At 57.3% G+C, this 14890-nt stretch carries 18 protein-coding genes; 11 read left to right on the top strand and 7 right to left on the bottom strand.

The genetic code is table 11. The features are described from left to right. The first annotated feature begins 57 nt into the window (after positions 1-57). Positions 58-1458, top strand: a complete 1401-nt coding sequence (locus ACYZTL_RS16205) for an aminoacyl-tRNA deacylase and HDOD domain-containing protein (protein ID WP_461952636.1) — start codon at positions 58-60, stop codon at positions 1456-1458. A 268-nt stretch (positions 1459-1726) separates the two neighbouring features. Here the strand turns inward: ACYZTL_RS16205 and ACYZTL_RS16200 are convergent, their stop codons facing one another. Beyond that, positions 1727-2110, bottom strand: a complete 384-nt coding sequence (locus ACYZTL_RS16200) for a helicase (RefSeq protein WP_461952635.1) — start codon at positions 2108-2110, stop codon at positions 1727-1729. Positions 2111-2612: 502 nt separating this feature from the next. Here ACYZTL_RS16200 and ACYZTL_RS16195 point away from each other — a divergent pair. Continuing rightward, complete coding sequence (locus ACYZTL_RS16195) at positions 2613-3011, top strand: DUF6124 family protein (RefSeq protein WP_461952634.1); 399 nt, start codon at positions 2613-2615, stop codon at positions 3009-3011. Between the two features lie 185 nt (positions 3012-3196). Here ACYZTL_RS16195 and ACYZTL_RS16190 read toward each other — a convergent pair whose 3' ends face one another. Both ACYZTL_RS16190 and ACYZTL_RS16185 read right to left on the bottom strand, forming a co-directional pair. Beyond that, positions 3197-3793, bottom strand: coding sequence for a lysozyme inhibitor LprI family protein (locus ACYZTL_RS16190; RefSeq protein ID WP_461952633.1), 597 nt, complete (start codon positions 3791-3793; stop codon positions 3197-3199). Beyond that, positions 3775-4530 (bottom strand): pesticin C-terminus-like muramidase, encoded by a 756-nt coding sequence (locus tag ACYZTL_RS16185; protein WP_461952632.1) that lies wholly within the window; start codon positions 4528-4530, stop codon positions 3775-3777. Before ACYZTL_RS16185 ends, ACYZTL_RS16190 begins: the two co-directional genes overlap by 19 nt. 14 nt (positions 4531-4544) lie before the next feature. On the opposite strand from ACYZTL_RS16185, the gene ACYZTL_RS16180 reads away from it, so the two are divergent. From ACYZTL_RS16180 to ACYZTL_RS16165, 4 genes are all read left to right on the top strand, one after another. Beyond that, positions 4545-4820, top strand: coding sequence for a DUF2931 family protein (locus ACYZTL_RS16180; RefSeq protein ID WP_461954322.1), 276 nt, complete (start codon positions 4545-4547; stop codon positions 4818-4820). Next, positions 4807-5511 carry a DUF2931 family protein gene (locus tag ACYZTL_RS16175; RefSeq protein WP_461952631.1) on the top strand — a complete coding sequence of 235 codons (705 nt, stop codon included), beginning with the start codon at positions 4807-4809 and terminating at the stop codon, positions 5509-5511. Before ACYZTL_RS16180 ends, ACYZTL_RS16175 begins: the two co-directional genes overlap by 14 nt. 383 nt (positions 5512-5894) lie before the next feature. Then, positions 5895-6290, top strand: a complete 396-nt coding sequence (locus tag ACYZTL_RS16170; protein ID WP_461952630.1) for a DUF6124 family protein — start codon at positions 5895-5897, stop codon at positions 6288-6290. A gap of 265 nt (positions 6291-6555) precedes the next feature. Further along, a complete protein-coding gene (locus ACYZTL_RS16165) occupies positions 6556-6921 on the top strand; it encodes a DUF2388 domain-containing protein (RefSeq protein WP_461952629.1) in 366 nt (121 codons plus the stop codon). A gap of 316 nt (positions 6922-7237) precedes the next feature. On the opposite strand, the gene ACYZTL_RS16160 is transcribed toward ACYZTL_RS16165, so the two are convergent. The 3 genes from ACYZTL_RS16160 to ACYZTL_RS16150 form a co-directional block, all read right to left on the bottom strand. Beyond that, positions 7238-7513: an HU family DNA-binding protein gene (locus ACYZTL_RS16160; RefSeq protein ID WP_003213368.1), complete on the bottom strand. Its 276-nt coding sequence runs from the start codon at positions 7511-7513 to the stop codon at positions 7238-7240. A 191-nt stretch (positions 7514-7704) separates the two neighbouring features. Next, positions 7705-8853 carry an NAD(P)/FAD-dependent oxidoreductase gene (locus tag ACYZTL_RS16155; protein WP_461952628.1) on the bottom strand — a complete coding sequence of 383 codons (1149 nt, stop codon included), beginning with the start codon at positions 8851-8853 and terminating at the stop codon, positions 7705-7707. Positions 8854-8874: 21 nt separating this feature from the next. Beyond that, positions 8875-9042, bottom strand: a complete 168-nt coding sequence (locus ACYZTL_RS16150; protein WP_007954349.1) for a rubredoxin — start codon at positions 9040-9042, stop codon at positions 8875-8877. 201 nt (positions 9043-9243) lie between these two features. On the opposite strand from ACYZTL_RS16150, the gene ACYZTL_RS16145 reads away from it, so the two are divergent. Further along, positions 9244-9795, top strand: a complete 552-nt coding sequence (locus ACYZTL_RS16145; protein WP_461952627.1) for a chorismate--pyruvate lyase family protein — start codon at positions 9244-9246, stop codon at positions 9793-9795. Continuing rightward, entirely contained in the window at positions 9795-10685 is an 891-nt protein-coding gene (ubiA, locus tag ACYZTL_RS16140) for a 4-hydroxybenzoate octaprenyltransferase (RefSeq protein WP_461952626.1), read from the top strand. The genes ACYZTL_RS16145 and ubiA overlap by 1 nt, the downstream gene beginning before the upstream one ends. A gap of 122 nt (positions 10686-10807) precedes the next feature. Here the strand turns inward: ubiA and ACYZTL_RS16135 are convergent, their stop codons facing one another. After that, positions 10808-11200, bottom strand: a complete 393-nt coding sequence (locus ACYZTL_RS16135; RefSeq protein ID WP_461952625.1) for a COG4315 family predicted lipoprotein — start codon at positions 11198-11200, stop codon at positions 10808-10810. A 153-nt stretch (positions 11201-11353) separates the two neighbouring features. On the opposite strand from ACYZTL_RS16135, the gene phoB reads away from it, so the two are divergent. The 3 genes from phoB to ACYZTL_RS16120 all read left to right on the top strand — a co-directional run bounded on the left by phoB (position 11354) and on the right by ACYZTL_RS16120 (position 14875). Next, on the top strand, positions 11354-12043 hold the full coding sequence (gene phoB / locus ACYZTL_RS16130) for a phosphate regulon transcriptional regulator PhoB (protein ID WP_007896474.1): 690 nt from the start codon (positions 11354-11356) through the stop codon (positions 12041-12043). Between the two features lie 81 nt (positions 12044-12124). Next, positions 12125-13411 carry a phosphate regulon sensor histidine kinase PhoR gene (gene phoR, locus ACYZTL_RS16125; protein ID WP_461954321.1) on the top strand — a complete coding sequence of 429 codons (1287 nt, stop codon included), beginning with the start codon at positions 12125-12127 and terminating at the stop codon, positions 13409-13411. Positions 13412-13534: 123 nt separating this feature from the next. Further along, the gene (locus tag ACYZTL_RS16120) at positions 13535-14875 is read left to right on the top strand and encodes a hemolysin family protein (RefSeq protein ID WP_461952624.1); all 1341 of its coding nucleotides are present in this window, start codon (positions 13535-13537) and stop codon (positions 14873-14875) included. Positions 14876-14890 lie beyond the last annotated feature (15 nt).

Here is a 14890-nt window from a genome sequence, read left to right as displayed (position 1 = left end):
CATCGTCCTAAGCAAGCTGGTTATACTCCTGCAATTGTTTGAATACGGATACAGACCATGACTGAAGCTGCCCTCGTCCCCGAAACCCCGCACGCTCCGTCTGTTATTCGGGTGCTGCTTGCCAAACTGGGCATTGCCTACGAAGAAGTCCTCGACCACCACGGCCTGAACGCCTCGCGCAAAGTGCAGGCGGTTTTGCTCGACGACGCCGTCGGCGCGCTGATGGTGCTGTTCCCGCAGAGCCAATTGCTCGACCTCAACCGCCTCGCCGAACTGACGGGCCGCCGCCTCACCGCCGTGCCCACCGACCGCCTGGAAAAAATGCTCGGCAAACACAGCCTGAGCTTGTTGCCCGGCCTGCCGGCGCTGACCAGCTCGCCGTGCCTGTACGAAGAAAGCCTGCTGCGCGAACCGAAGTTGCTGATCAACTCGGGCGAGCCGGACGTGCTGCTGGAAATCACCAGCGAAGCCTTCAAAACCATGCTGACCAAGGCCAGCGCCGCCAACTTCGGCGAAAACCTGACCAGCATCCGCCCGAACCTCGACCGCCCCGATGACGACCGCGAGGAAATCACCCAGGCCGTTCAGGCGTTCACCGCGCGACGCATCCAGCAACGCCTGGAAGCGACCATCGAAATTCCGCCGCTGGCCGAGACCGCGCAGAAAATCATCAAACTGCGCGTCGACCCCAACGCCACCATCGACGACATCACCGGCGTCGTCGAAACCGACCCGGCCCTGGCCGCGCAAGTGGTGAGCTGGGCGGCGTCGCCGTACTACGCCTCGCCGGGCAAGATCCGTTCGGTGGAAGACGCGATCGTCCGCGTGCTGGGTTTCGACCTGGTGATCAACCTCGCGCTGGGCCTTGCCCTCGGCAAAACCCTGAGCTTGCCCAAAGACCACCCGCAACACACCACACCGTACTGGCAGCAATCGATCTACACCGCCGCCGTCATCGAAGGCCTGACCCGCGCCATGCCGCGCGCCCAGCGCCCGGAAGCCGGCCTGACCTACCTCGCCGGCCTGCTGCATAACTTCGGTTACTTGCTGTTGGCCCACGTGTTCCCGCCGCACTTCTCGCTGATCTGCCGCCACCTGGAGGTCAACCCGCACCTGTGCCACAGCTACGTTGAGCAACACTTGCTGGGCATTAGTCGTGAACAGATCGGTTCATGGTTGATGCGCTACTGGGACATGCCCGACGAACTGGCCACTGCGCTGCGCTTCCAGCATGACCCAAGCTACGACGGTGCTTACGCCGAGTACCCGAACCTCGTCTGCTTGTCCGTGCGCCTGCTACGCAGCCGCGGCATCGGCTCCGGCCCGGATGAAGACATCCCCGACGTCTTGCTGGAGCGTGTCGGCCTGACCCGCGACAAAGCCAACGACGTTGTCAGCAAAGTCCTCGAAGCCGAAGTGCTGCTGCGCGAACTCGCGTCGCAATTCACCCAAACCTAATAGCATCGTCGGAACGCCGCCCGGACCAAGCCCGCTCCCACAGGGATCACCTAAACCCTGTGGGAGCGGGCTTGCCCGCGATGAATCCAACCCGGTCTACCTGACCACCTCAAACCCCTGTGGCGAGGGAACTTGCTCCCGCTCGACTGCGCAGCAGTCGCAAACCCAGCCAACGCGGTGTGTCAGATACAACCGAGGTCTCAGGCTTTAGGGCCGCTTCGCAGCCCAGCGGGAGCAAGCTCCCTCGCCACAGGGTCAATCACTCGAATCAAGCCTTGGCTTTCGCCTTCCGCGGCTTCAAATACTTGGTCAATCCCTGAAACCAGATCACCAGCGCCGGGTTGCCCTTGATCTGAATCGACTTGTCCTGAATCCCCGTCATAAACGCCAACTGCTTGTTCTTCGCCTGCATCGTCGCAAAGCCATACGCCGCGTCTTTAAAGGCAATCGCAAACGCCGGCTCGGCATACACGCCCGACTTGCTGGTAATGCGCTGATCCTTCACCAGGAAATGCCGCGCCACTTTCCCGTCCAGGGTCTGTAATTGGAATACAAGCTCCTTGTCACCCAACTGCTGCTGAAACGCAGGATTAGTCCGACTGGCCTTACCCATCAACAAACCCAGCATCCACAGAAGAAAACGAAATTTCATGCGCACAGCCTCAAAAGGAAAATGAACGGCCGGCGCAGTGTAGCGGCTTCGAGCGAGAACGCCACTATTGTGCAGTGTTAGAAGAAGATGGAGTACTTTTTGGCGCTGATGACTACCAAGTGATTGACGAAACGTTGTTGTTTAAAAGCTGTGGTTTATTGAGCTTTCTACGCTCGGTTCTATCGGAAGTTTCCTTCAACACGTGGCGCTGTTCATGAACTAGGCAGGCATTGACTGCACCGATAGTCTTTGTTCGTTACCGCAAAAACGGTGACACGGACGTGCAAGTCCGGTACATATCGCCGCACACTCGCCAATCGAACGTCGAGCGTTTTTCATGCTCGCTGTAAATGCTTTATGGCGGTTGTGCGTGGGAGGTCCCTTTGGGGTCTGCCGGGTTCCGATATGCCCGGTCTTGCACACCTGCGCACGGCTGCCACCCTTATTCGAATGCAAGCGAAGAGGACACAGCCACATCCAAAACACATATCGGGATATACCAATGATCAAGCCAACACCGAATCCCCCAGAACACGAAGCCACATCCCCCTACGAATCCTTCGATTCCAAAAAGCTCCACGAAGCCGCCGAACGCGCGCTCGACCTTCACCTCGGCACACCGCCGGATAAAAAATCCAAACGTCGCAATGGCGACCTCTTCAGCGTCTGCCCCGACATCAACACTGAAACCCTCCTCGCCAACGCCTCGGAAGACCTCTTGTCCATCAGCGCCATCGCCGCCAACCTCGCCGACGGTGTGGACGGCTCACGCCGCTCCGTAGCCCTGGCGCTCAGTCGCATGGCCGACGGGGTGCATTTGCTGGTTGAGCGAGCGCTGGATCATTTGGATGAACCGGAAATGGCGGCGATTTTCGCCAAGCAACAAAGCCGAGTCGGCTGACCTGTAGGAGCCGGCTTGCTGGCGATGGCGGCGCATCAATCAGAAATAAATCTGTCCCCTTTTGGATTTCTTCCCCTCTCAGAAAGTTGCTCGACGATTCCATCTGCAGAGAAAAAGGGGAAGATTTATTTACTGATAGCCAACCTATCTTATAAATAGATATGCCCTTTTTCTTAGTGATCAATTCAATAGATTGGCATCTGAAATCGCATTCTCGCCATACATTTTTCTGCCATTTCCCCATACAACTTCTGAGTCATGGCGCAATTTTTTTCTGCATACTCTTTCCACGAGGGACCAAAGTCTACACCCCCTCCAACGAACTCAACTGCTTTGGAGTAATTCATGGCAGTAGCTTTCTCGTTAACTACTGAAACCGCCTTGTAAAAGCCATCTCCAATTACGCCAGTACGGAGGTATATAAGTTCACTCAAGCGGAAACTTGTCAGTTGTTTCATACAGGATAGCTTGTCTATCGGGGCTTCTCCACCAGAAGCTCCATCGCTTTCGTCGTTACAATATCCATCCTTCAACTTAATCCAATTTTTTTGCGTGGCCAGCAACTCGGCCCTTAATGACACATCCAACTCCGATGCCAATGCCTTGTACTGCTCATTAAGTACCTTATCAACTTTTACAAACGCAGCCTGAGAACAGGTAATGATATCTGGATTCGTTAAATTCGCAGAGTTGCACTTAGTATCCGCCAACGCAAAACCCATTGAAACGGATAAAATGGAGACGGCGACAAACGTTTTATTAATTACTTCCAGCAACTGCATTTTAATGCCTCCTCAAAATAAACCGCTTCTTTTTCACGCCTTGTCGCAACCCCAGCAGTTTGAGGATCATTTTCCCAAAGCCTTTTCATGCTGCGAAGTCGTGAAGGAATCAACTCAGGTTTGTCGCTATCAAAATCTTCTTTTATTTGCTTCATTTCCAGGCGCTTTTGCGCTTTAGCTGGAGTATTTCCGCTTAACGCATTGCCTCTGTTCACTACAAGGGAAAGCAACACCCCCTGACAATCCGGATGTAAATTAATCGCTTTGGGATACACATCAACAACTTGCTGAGCGTATCGCTTCTTCATAATCACAGCCAGCTTCAGCGCATTATTTTTACTAATTGATATGGAGCTCACATTGTGAACAAAATCCCTGGCATCCTGACCCTTTTTACCTAATGCACCCTTCAAGCTTTCGATTTCACTTGCTGTGTAGAGGTCTTTAAGTTCAGTGTCCAAAGCAGCGGCAGTTTGCTGACCAAGATCATAGCCATAGCCGATAGTCACACCACTATTATTATCAGTCAAAGCGTACGGATGTTCTCTATACGCCTCAATCGCCAATAGAAACTCGAATAACTTTTTGGAAACAACATAAGGCCCGACCGTCGTTCCCAAAGTATAAACTTCCGACTTACATTTCTCCGGGCATCCAGACTGAAAACTGCCCAACAAACCCACTGGATGAATATGTTGAACATTAATATCACTGGTTATCCCATGTTTACCAACCAACTTACGAGGCCTATATCGTCATTCCCGAATCCGCACGGGAAATTATGCGCAAACCTGAAAAGGCGTTTTGCAGCTTCGGCGCCGAATGGATTACCGAATCCCGTGACAACATCGGCATTGGTTTGGCACCAGGTGGTATTGCAAAGGTCTGGCTTGGTGGTGCCTGCTTGAAGGCGGTCGAGATTGTTCGAGTAGTAGGCACCATCAATACACAAGGTCCCTCTCGGCCCTTGTCTGAAACATCCAGGACTTACATAGAACAGTTCGGGATTCCTTATGGCTCTTGGTAACAACTATCGGGCTTCGCCGAGCATCAAACCGGCCAAGCCAATCAAGAAATACACCGGCCTGCTGGTTGGATTGCTGCTGGCATTCAGCTCGCAAAGCTTCGCGCAATCGGAGAAGAAATTACCTTGGTTTTTGGGGTTTTCAGCGCCGGCTTATATGGAGGTCTGGATTGAAACTGCAGACGTGGTGGATATAAAGGAGCGAATATTCCGAGGTGCTGGAGGTGGTATCGCCTCTGTGCCAAAACCTCCGAATAATCGGGGTATTGCCAGAGGATGGGTCAGCAGTAACGGGGGTGGAAAAGGTCGCCATGTCACCGGTGCCGATCTACCACGGTTGATCTACGTACGCTGGCAATCGCTGGTGGAGCCACAAAACTACGAGGCGTACATCGTCATTCCCGAATCAGCGCGGGAGATCATGCGCAAACCTGAAAAAGCATTTTGCAGGGCTGACGGTAAGTGGATCACAGACTACCGCGATGACATTGGCATTGGTCTGGCGCCGGGCGGTATTGCCAAGATCTGGTTGGGCGGTCCTTGCTTGAAGGCGGTCGAGATTCTTCGGGTGGTGGGCACCGTCAATACACAAGGTCCCTCTCAGGGAAAAAATGAAGGTCGTTATGCTCTGCCTTTATCGCCGGAGTCCAAAGCCTACGTCGACAAGTTCGGGATTCCCTATGGAAGCTGGTAAGGAATGCCAACATTTCCGATGGTTAAACACCATTCAATAGCGCTTGTTTAAAACGCCTCAAGGTTACGTCCTGCAAGCAACAACACCTTGCGTCGTTGCCTACGGCTACGCCAGAATCCGCCGGCTTGTGCGCTTTGGGGTCGGTCGGTAACTTGATTTGCATCACTGACCATCAGTGATCGGGTTTAGTCGCCCGTTTTTGCCAAGTCGCACGATGCCTTTATCAGTCAGGAATATCATCCCTGCACTTGATGGTGGCTGTGCGCAGGGCGCCCTCGGGCGCGCCGATTTTTTGGCTCATCGGTCGACTAACCTGTGCACAGCTGCCTCCCTTTTGTTTAGTCGCGAACGGGTTGCGGCCTCACCTTTAGAGGTAAGAGCCAATGGTCAAGATCACTCCAAATCCCCCGGACACCGACTCGGTGACTCAGGGTGAAAGCCCCGATTCAACTGTAAGCAACGACGCCGCCGAGCACGTCCTCGATCCAACCTTCCCACCAGCCGAACCAAAACCACCAAAACGCAACGGCCACCTCTTCAGCGTCTCTCCGAACATCAACACCGAAACCCTGCTCGCCAACGCCTCGGAAGACCTGCTGTCCATCAGCGCCATCGCTGCCGACCTCGCCGACGATGTGGACGGCTCGCGCCGCTCCAAAGCCCTGGCGCTCAGCCGCATGGCCGATGGGGTCCATTTGTTGGTAGAGCGAGCGTTGGATCATCTGGATGAACCGGAAATGGCGGCGATTTTCGCCAATCAAGAAAACCAGGTCGGATAACCCACCAAGCAGTAAATAACCCTGATGGTGTGTTCCTCCCCATCGGGGTTTTTCTCGTCAGGATGCCCAGCACACAGCTGCGAGCACAAAAACCAACACAGATATCTTCCCTGTTTCCGGAACACATGTAGGACGCGTCCGATTTGGTCTGCTTGGTCTTGAAGTGCCTCTCTGCCTCGTTACTTTGCACAGGCACACTCAATGTTGAGTGGGTGCGGTACATCGTTCATGGAAGCGCGCCAATAAACAGGGAGTTCAATCAGTCATGGCTAGTCGACACAATAAAAAATGGACCGTGGCATTTGGGTGCTATTGGGTCGCCATGCTTACACTCGTAGCTAGCGCCTCAGTTCGGGCTGAACCAGATATTGGACCCTTTTCACTAACTGGATTTGCGTTGTTCCTCACAACTGTTGGGCCGTTTTATTCGACGTCGAAAGACATCGAGGATGGCTTCTCCAAACATTTCATCCAGGCGGTGAAGGACGATGCCGCCGCTTATATCGCTACCGACGGCGATCTTGATGGACCCGTGCTTGAATCTGCATGGCGCGCGCACTTGGAGCAGCACGCTGATTTTCGGCCAAGCAAAAATGAGTTTGCCCACATGGTTTTGGCGACCTATGGATAAACAACCAACCTTGCAGCTTTTTGTGGGAGCGAGCCTGCTCGCGATGGTGGTTAACGACAACGCTGGAAATCTGATACCCCGCGGTGTTCTCAGGTTCATCGCGAGCAAGCTCGCTCCTACAGGGGTGGGCGTTTAATCAGGAATCCAGCGTTACCGTTTACGTGGATCACACTGGATGACCCGGAGATAGGGGCGATTTTCGCCAGACAGGAAGCCTCCGAGAGCTAATCCGTCACCCACAAAAAATGGGCACCCAACCACGTTGGCGTGCCCATTTTTTATTCCGCTGCCCGGCTACGCGGGAGGGGAATACTACTTACGGATTAACGCTGTCTTTCAACGATTTACCTGGCTTGAACGCAACGGTGTTGCTGGCCTTGATTTTGACGGGCTCACCGGTTTGCGGGTTTTTGCCGGTGCGGGCGCCGCGGTGGCGTTGCAGGAAGGTGCCGAAGCCTACCAGCGTCACGCTGTCCTTGCGGTGCAGAGCGCCGGTGATTTCTTCGAGAACGGCGTTGAGGACGCGATTGGCCTGCTCTTTGGTGAGATCTGCTTTTTCCGCGATGGCGGCGGCGAGTTCTGGTTTACGCATTAGTGAAGCCCCTTTGACGGTTTTTTGTTGTTATGTCCGAGCTGTTCTCGTGAAACAGCGCCCAAAGCGCCGCAGGTGCTCTACTCTGCGGCAGACGGGAGTGAGAATGGCACGCACGGAAGAGCCGCGCCAGTCTCGGCGCGACGTTTGTGGGGGCAAAAGCGGGGTGATTCCGACAGAACGACTGGTATTTACGCCAGCAGCGGCGGAAGCTCTTTGTTCAGCGCAAGTTTTTCCATCACAGCCGTGCCGGTAAGGGCATAACCGAGCAGTTTTCCGGCTGCATCGCGGCATAAAACCTTGATGTCAGCGCCCTGCCCTTCGACCGTCCACACGCCCTCCAAACCCCGTGGCGGCGGCGAAACCACCAATGGGCAAACCGGCGTTTTGACGGTGATCGGCATCGCGCCATAGTTCACGGCCGTCGGGTTTCCGGCGAGGGTTTGAGCCAGCGCTCTCGCACAGCTCATGAGGGGCATGACGTACAACAGATTCAGCCCGTCGACTTCGGCGCAGTCGCCCAGCGCGTAGATGTTGTCGTGAGAGGTTTTCAGGTGACGGTCGACGACCACGCCGCGATTGACCTGCACACCGGCCGCCGCCGCCAGGTCGATGCGCGGGCGCAGACCGATGGCCGACACCACCACGTCGCACGGGATAACCTGACCGTCCGACAGATGCGCTTCCAATCCATCTTCAACACGCTGCAAGCGGTTGAGCACCGGCCCGAGGTGGAAACGTGCGCCCAGGCTTTCCAGCCCGGCCTGGACCGCAGCGGCCGCCGCCGGGTGCAACAGGGTCGGCATGACCTGTTCGCACGGTGCAACCAGTTGCACCTCGTAACCGCCGAGGATCAGGTCGTTGGCGAACTCGCAACCGATCAGGCCGGCACCGAGCAACAACACCCGACGTTTGCCGGCCGCTGCCGCACGAAAGCGCGCGTAGTCTTCGAGGTCGTTGATCGGGAACACGGCGTCCGCCGCGTCACCTTCGATGGGCACGCGCACGGTTTCGGCGCCCCAGGCGAGGATCAAGTCGCGGTAGATCACCGATTCTTCGCCGATCCACAAGCGCTTGTGGCCAGGGTCGATGCCGCTGATGCGCGTGTGGGTGCGCACTTCGGCTTTCAGTTGTTCAGCCATGGCGCCGGGTTCGGCCATGCTCAGGCCGTCGGCGTCTTTGTTCTTGCCGAAGCCCGTGGAGAGCATTGGCTTGGAGTAGGAGCGTCCGTCATCAGCGGTAATCAACAGCAGCGGGGTTTCGCCATCGAGCTTGCGAAACTCCCGGGCCAGGTTGTAGCCAGCGAGCCCGGTGCCAACGATCACGACAGGTGCGTTCATTCCCTACTCCTCTCAAATGTCTTAGTTGATTTCAATCATTTCGAAATCCATCTTGCCAACGCCGCAGTCCGGGCACAGCCAGTCTTCCGGAACGTCTTGCCACAGGGTGCCCGGTGCAATGCCGTCATCCGGCCAGCCGTCGGCTTCGTTGTAGATCAGGCCGCAGACCACACATTGCCACTTTTTCATTCAGGTACTTCCTCAGGGTTCAGGCTTATTGCCGGCGCGAACGGTCGATGGTTGCAGCGTTGCCGTCCGGCTCAGGGCGTTTTGTACTGATCGGACCCGGCAGATGCAAGCCTGTTCGGCGCAATGGCGGGCCGGGTCAATCAAAATCGCCGACTGACATGGTAAGCTCGCCGCCTCATTTGCTGCCAATAATGACTCACTGTGCCGCACTCAAAACCTCCATTCTGGCTTACCCAAAGTCGACTCTCGCCTCTTCCCGACACGTCTACCCTCGACTGGTTATTCGACGAAGGTTCGCTGACCCGACGGCTGACTCGTCTGTCGAATGACGGTTTCAGCGTCACCCCGCTGTTCGAGGGCTGGCAAACGCTGCGCACGGATGAATGTGCTGCGCTGGATCTGGCAGAAGGCAGTGAAGGCTGGGTGCGCGAGGTGTATTTGCGCGGCCACGGTGAAGCCTGGGTGTTTGCCCGCAGCGTGGCGGCGCGTAGCGCGTTGCAGGGCGATGGGTTGCACATGGACGAACTGGGCAGCCGTTCGCTGGGCGAATTGCTGTTTTGCGATCAGGCGTTTCAGCGTCGCGCCATCGAGGTTTGTCACTATCCTCAGGAATGGCTGCCAGTGGAGTGTCGGGCAGCTGAATTGTGGGGCCGTCGCTCGCGTTTCGACCGTGGCGCCTTGAGCGTGCTGGTGGCCGAGATCTTCCTGCCGACCTTGTGGCTCGCCACCCGCGCGCATCCGGAGAACTGCTGATGTACCAGAGTCTGCTCAAGTCCCTGAACCGGGTGAATCCTCGGGCCTGGGATTTCATTCAGCTGACGCGCATGGACAAGCCGATCGGCATTTACCTGCTGCTGTGGCCAACGCTGTGGGCGCTGTGGATTGCCGGTAAAGGCTCGCCCTCGCTGGCCAACGTGGTGATTTTCGTGCTCGGCGTGGTGCTGACCCGGGCCGGCGGTTGCGTGATCAATGACTGGGCGGACCGCAAGGTCGATGGCCATGTGAAACGCACCGAACAACGGCCACTGGTGAGCGGCAGGATCAGCTCGAGAGAAGCTTTGGTGTTTTTTGCGCTGCTGATGGGCGTGAGTTTCCTGCTGGTGTTGTGCACCAACGCGGCGACGGTCTGGCTGTCGTTCGGCGGCCTGGCGCTAGCCTTCAGTTACCCGTTCATGAAGCGCTACACCTATTACCCGCAAGTGGTGCTGGGCGCGGCTTTTTCCTGGGGGATGCCGATGGCGTTCACGGCCGAAACCGGCGAACTGCCAGCGGCGGCCTGGTTGTTGTGGATTGCGAATCTGCTGTGGACCGTCGCCTACGACACTTATTACGCGATGACTGATCGCGACGACGATTTGAAGATCGGTGTGAAATCCACGGCGATTCTGTTTGGCGAGGCGGACCGGGTGATCATCCTGACGCTGCAAGGTCTGGCGTTGGGTTGCCTGCTGCTGGCCGGATCGAAATTCGAACTCGGTGGCTGGTTCCATCTGGGATTGCTGGCGGCGGCGGGTTGTTTTGCCTGGGAGTTCTGGTACACCCGCGGCAAGGACCGGATGCGTTGCTTCAAGGCGTTTTTGCACAACCATTGGGCGGGGCTGGCGATTTTTGTGGGGATTGTGCTGGATTACGCGGGCCGCTGAAGAAACACAAAGCCCTGTGGCGAGGGAGCTTGCTCCCGCTGGGCCGCGAAGCGGACCCAAAATCAGCGAGCGCTGCGCACTCGAGCGGGAGCAAGCTCCCTCGCCACGGGCATCGCCAGTTGCTACATCTTCGGTCCGGAATTGGTGATGACGTGCCAGACGTCCTTCATTTTGTCACCGGCCTTGTCTCCCGGTTTCGCGTCCTTCTTGAAGTAGTACAGCGGTTTGCCCTTGAAGGCCCACTGCATCGTGCCATCGTCACGCTTGACGATTGTCCAGTCACCTTCGGCCTTGGCACCCGCTTCCGCCTTGAACGGTGGCCAGTATTCTGCACACTCACCAGTGCACACAGACTTGCCACCCGTATCTTTGTCGAAGGTGTACAGGGTCATGCCTTTGTGGTCCGCCATCACACCTTCTTTCATCATCACAGGCTCAGCCGCGAAAGCCATTGATGGCAACGCCAAGGCTGCAGTCAGCAGCAGAGCCTTGAAGGAATGCGAGTATTGCTTCATGGAAACCTTCCTTTTGTGGTTGTCAGGGTTCGGACTTACAGCTTAGTTCAGGAACATGAGAATCGCCGGGCGACTAAAATACTGTCACACGACTGCAATAATTCCGTTATCTAATGCGGCGCAAGACAGTTAAATGACAAGAGGATTAACGGCATGGTTGGCAGGAGCATTCTGATCGTCGACGACGAAGCGCCCATTCGCGAAATGATCGCCGTTGCGTTGGAAATGGCCGGCTATGACTGTCTGGAGGCCGAGAACTCGCAGCAGGCCCACGCCATCATTGTCGACCGCAAACCGGACCTGATCCTGCTCGACTGGATGCTGCCCGGCACCTCCGGCATTGAACTGGCTCGCCGCTTGAAGCGCGATGAACTGACCGGTGACATTCCGATCATCATGCTCACCGCCAAGGGCGAAGAGGACAACAAGATCCAGGGCCTGGAAGTCGGCGCCGACGACTACATCACCAAACCCTTTTCCCCACGTGAGCTGGTCGCGCGCTTGAAGGCTGTGCTGCGCCGTGCCGGACCTACCGACGGCGAGGCACCGATCGAAGTCGGCGGCCTGCTGCTGGACCCGATCAGCCACCGTGTGACCATCGACGGCAAACCCGCCGAGATGGGCCCGACCGAATATCGCTTGCTGCAATTCTTCATGACCCACCAGGAACGCGCCTACACCCGTGGCCAGTTGCTGGACCAGGTCTGGGGCGGCAATGTGTATGTCGAAGAGCGCACCGTCGACGTGCATATCCGTCGTCTGCGCAAAGCCCTCGGCGATGCTTACGAAAATCTGGTACAAACCGTGCGCGGCACCGGCTACCGGTTTTCCACCAAAGCCTGATCCGTACCTTTCCCGCCCGACAAGCTGACAAGGACGCGCGCTCAAGTGAACCAAAACTGGCATGGCACCCTGATTCGCCACATGCTGCTGCTGGTCACCGCCTGCCTGGTGATCGGCCTGATTACCGGCTACTACGGCTGGAGCCTCGCTGCGGGCCTGGGCCTTTACCTGACCTGGACCCTCAAGCAATTGCTGCGTCTGCATGAGTGGCTGCGCCTGCACAAATCCGAAGATGCACCGCCCGATGGCTATGGCCTGTGGGGCGAAGTGTTCGACAGCATCTATCACCTGCAACGCCGCGACCAACGCGTGCGCGGACGCCTGCAAGCGGTGATCGACCGGGTCCAGGAGTCCACTGCCGCGCTGAAAGACGCGGTGATCATGCTCGACACCGACGGCAACCTCGAATGGTGGAACCGCGCGGCGGAAACCCTGCTCGGCCTCAAGACGCCGCAGGACAGCGGCCAGCCGGTGACCAACCTGGTACGCCATCCGCGCTTCAAGGAATACTTCGAGCAGGAAAACTACGCCGAACCGTTGGAAATCCCGTCACCGACCAACGATCGCCTGCGCATTCAGCTGTACATCACCCGCTACGGCAACAACGAACACTTGATGCTGGTGCGCGACGTGACGCGCATCCATCAGCTGGAACAGATGCGCAAGGACTTCATCGCCAACGTCTCCCACGAATTGCGCACACCGCTGACGGTGATCTGCGGTTATCTGGAAACCCTGCTCGACAATGTCGAGGACGTGAACCCGCGCTGGAGCCGTGCCTTGCAGCAAATGCAGCAACAAGGCGGGCGCATGCAGACGTTGCTCAACGACTTGCTGCTGCTGGCCAAACTGGAAGCCACCGATTACCCGTCGGACAACCAGCCCGTGGCCATCGAGGGCTTGCTGCAATCGATCACCAGCGACGCTCAGCAACTGTCCGGGCAGAAAAATCAGCACATCACCCTCGAAGCCGACCCGACGATTCAGCTCAAGGGCAGCGAAGCCGAACTGCGCAGCGCGTTTTCCAACCTGGTGTTCAACGCGGTGAAATACACCCCGGCCGAAGGCAACATCCGCATTCGCTGGTGGGCCGACGAGCAAGGCGCACACCTGAGCGTGCAGGACTCCGGCATCGGCATCGACAGCAAACACCTGCCGCGCCTGACCGAACGTTTCTACCGTGTCGACTCCAGCCGCAACTCCAACACCGGTGGCACCGGGCTTGGGTTGGCGATCGTCAAACACGTGTTGCTGCGCCATCGCGCACGGATGGAAATCAGCAGCGTGCCAGGCCACGGCAGTACGTTTACCTGCCATTTCGCGCCGGCTCAGGTCACGAAAACGCGAGTCATCCGCACGGCCGATTGATACCGGCCAGCACTCGCCACTAGGCAATCGCCCGGTCAGCCGCTACATTGGCTGACTTGTGCCTGCCCTTCAGGCACACATTTTTCTTTCCTTTCGAATACACGGAACCCGCAAAACTCCATCATGGACCCTTCCCCTGGCTTGACCCTCGCGACACTCTTTGCCGATTTCGGCATGATTCTTTTTGCTCTGATCCTGGTTGTGCTCAACGGCTTTTTCGTTGCGGCGGAATTTGCCATGGTCAAATTGCGCTCGACCCGGGTCGAGGCCATCGCTGAGAAAAACGGCTGGCGCGGACACATCCTGCGCACCGTTCACAGTCAGCTCGATGCCTACCTGTCGGCCTGCCAATTGGGTATCACCCTCGCCTCCCTGGGCCTTGGCTGGGTCGGTGAACCGGCGTTCGCGCACATCCTCGAACCCCTGCTGGAAGCCATCGGCGTGCAGTCGCCCGAAGTGATCAAAGGCGTGTCGTTCTTCGCCGCGTTCTTTGTTATCTCGTACCTGCACATTGTGGTCGGCGAACTGGCGCCGAAATCCTGGGCCATCCGCCAACCGGAGCTGCTGTCGCTGTGGACCGCCGTGCCGCTGTACCTGTTCTACTGGGCCATGTACCCGGCCATTTACCTGCTCAACGCCAGCGCCAACACGATCCTGCGGATTGCCGGCCAGGGTGAACCCGGCCCCCATCACGAGCACCATTACAACCGCGACGAGCTCAAGCTGATCCTCCACTCCAGTCGCGCCAGCGACCCCAGCGACCAGGATATGCGCGTGCTGGCCTCGGCCGTGGAAATGGGCGAGCTGGAAGTGGTCGACTGGGCCAACTCGCGCGAAGACCTGGTCTACCTCAACAGCACGGCCAAGCTGGAAGAAGTGTTCAGCCTGTTCCGTCGTCACAAGTACAGCCGCTTCCCGGTGTACGACGAGGAAACCGCCAGCTTTATCGGCCTGCTACACATCAAGGACCTGCTGCTGCAGTTGTCGGTGCTGGAGATGCTGCCGTCCAAGTTCAATCTGATCGAGCTCCTGCACCCGCTGGAGCGGGTGACCAGGCACATGCAGCTGTCCAGCCTGCTGGAACAGTTCCGCAAGGGCGGCGCGCACTTCGCCTTGGTCGAGGAGGCCGACGGCAAGGTGATCGGCTTCCTGACCATGGAAGACGTGCTGGAAGCCCTGGTCGGCGATATCCAGGACGAACACCACAAGGCCGAGCGCGGGATTCTCGCGTACCAGCCGGGCAAGCTGCTGGTACGCGGTGATACACCTCTGTTCAAAGTCGAACGCCTGCTGGGCATTGACCTTGACCACGTCGAAGCCGAAACCCTCGCCGGGCTGGTCTACGAAACCCTGAAACGGGTGCCGGAAGAGGAAGAAGTGCTGGAAGTCGAAGGCTTGCGGATCATCATCAAAAAGATGAAAGGGCCGAAGATCATTCTGGCCAAGGTGTTGATGCTCGACTGATTGCATTGCCGGCGA

This window comes from Pseudomonas sp. LB3P81 (assembly GCF_054897965.1).
This window is presented reverse-complemented; position numbering and strand designations above follow the sequence as displayed.

Coding starts and splice junctions, on each gene's coding strand:
- ACYZTL_RS16205 (WP_461952636.1), top strand. CDS start 58: ATGACTGAAGCTGCCCTCGTCCCCGAAACCCCGCACGCTCCGTCTGTT.
- ACYZTL_RS16200 (WP_461952635.1), bottom strand. CDS start 2,110: ATGAAATTTCGTTTTCTTCTGTGGATGCTGGGTTTGTTGATGGGTAAG.
- ACYZTL_RS16195 (WP_461952634.1), top strand. CDS start 2,613: ATGATCAAGCCAACACCGAATCCCCCAGAACACGAAGCCACATCCCCC.
- ACYZTL_RS16190 (WP_461952633.1), bottom strand. CDS start 3,793: ATGCAGTTGCTGGAAGTAATTAATAAAACGTTTGTCGCCGTCTCCATT.
- ACYZTL_RS16175 (WP_461952631.1), top strand. CDS start 4,807: ATGGCTCTTGGTAACAACTATCGGGCTTCGCCGAGCATCAAACCGGCC.
- ACYZTL_RS16170 (WP_461952630.1), top strand. CDS start 5,895: ATGGTCAAGATCACTCCAAATCCCCCGGACACCGACTCGGTGACTCAG.
- ACYZTL_RS16165 (WP_461952629.1), top strand. CDS start 6,556: ATGGCTAGTCGACACAATAAAAAATGGACCGTGGCATTTGGGTGCTAT.
- ACYZTL_RS16160 (WP_003213368.1), bottom strand. CDS start 7,513: ATGCGTAAACCAGAACTCGCCGCCGCCATCGCGGAAAAAGCAGATCTC.
- ACYZTL_RS16155 (WP_461952628.1), bottom strand. CDS start 8,853: ATGAACGCACCTGTCGTGATCGTTGGCACCGGGCTCGCTGGCTACAAC.
- ACYZTL_RS16150 (WP_007954349.1), bottom strand. CDS start 9,042: ATGAAAAAGTGGCAATGTGTGGTCTGCGGCCTGATCTACAACGAAGCC.
- ubiA (WP_461952626.1), top strand. CDS start 9,795: ATGTACCAGAGTCTGCTCAAGTCCCTGAACCGGGTGAATCCTCGGGCC.
- ACYZTL_RS16135 (WP_461952625.1), bottom strand. CDS start 11,200: ATGAAGCAATACTCGCATTCCTTCAAGGCTCTGCTGCTGACTGCAGCC.
- phoB (WP_007896474.1), top strand. CDS start 11,354: ATGGTTGGCAGGAGCATTCTGATCGTCGACGACGAAGCGCCCATTCGC.
- phoR (WP_461954321.1), top strand. CDS start 12,125: ATGCTGCTGCTGGTCACCGCCTGCCTGGTGATCGGCCTGATTACCGGC.
- ACYZTL_RS16120 (WP_461952624.1), top strand. CDS start 13,535: ATGGACCCTTCCCCTGGCTTGACCCTCGCGACACTCTTTGCCGATTTC.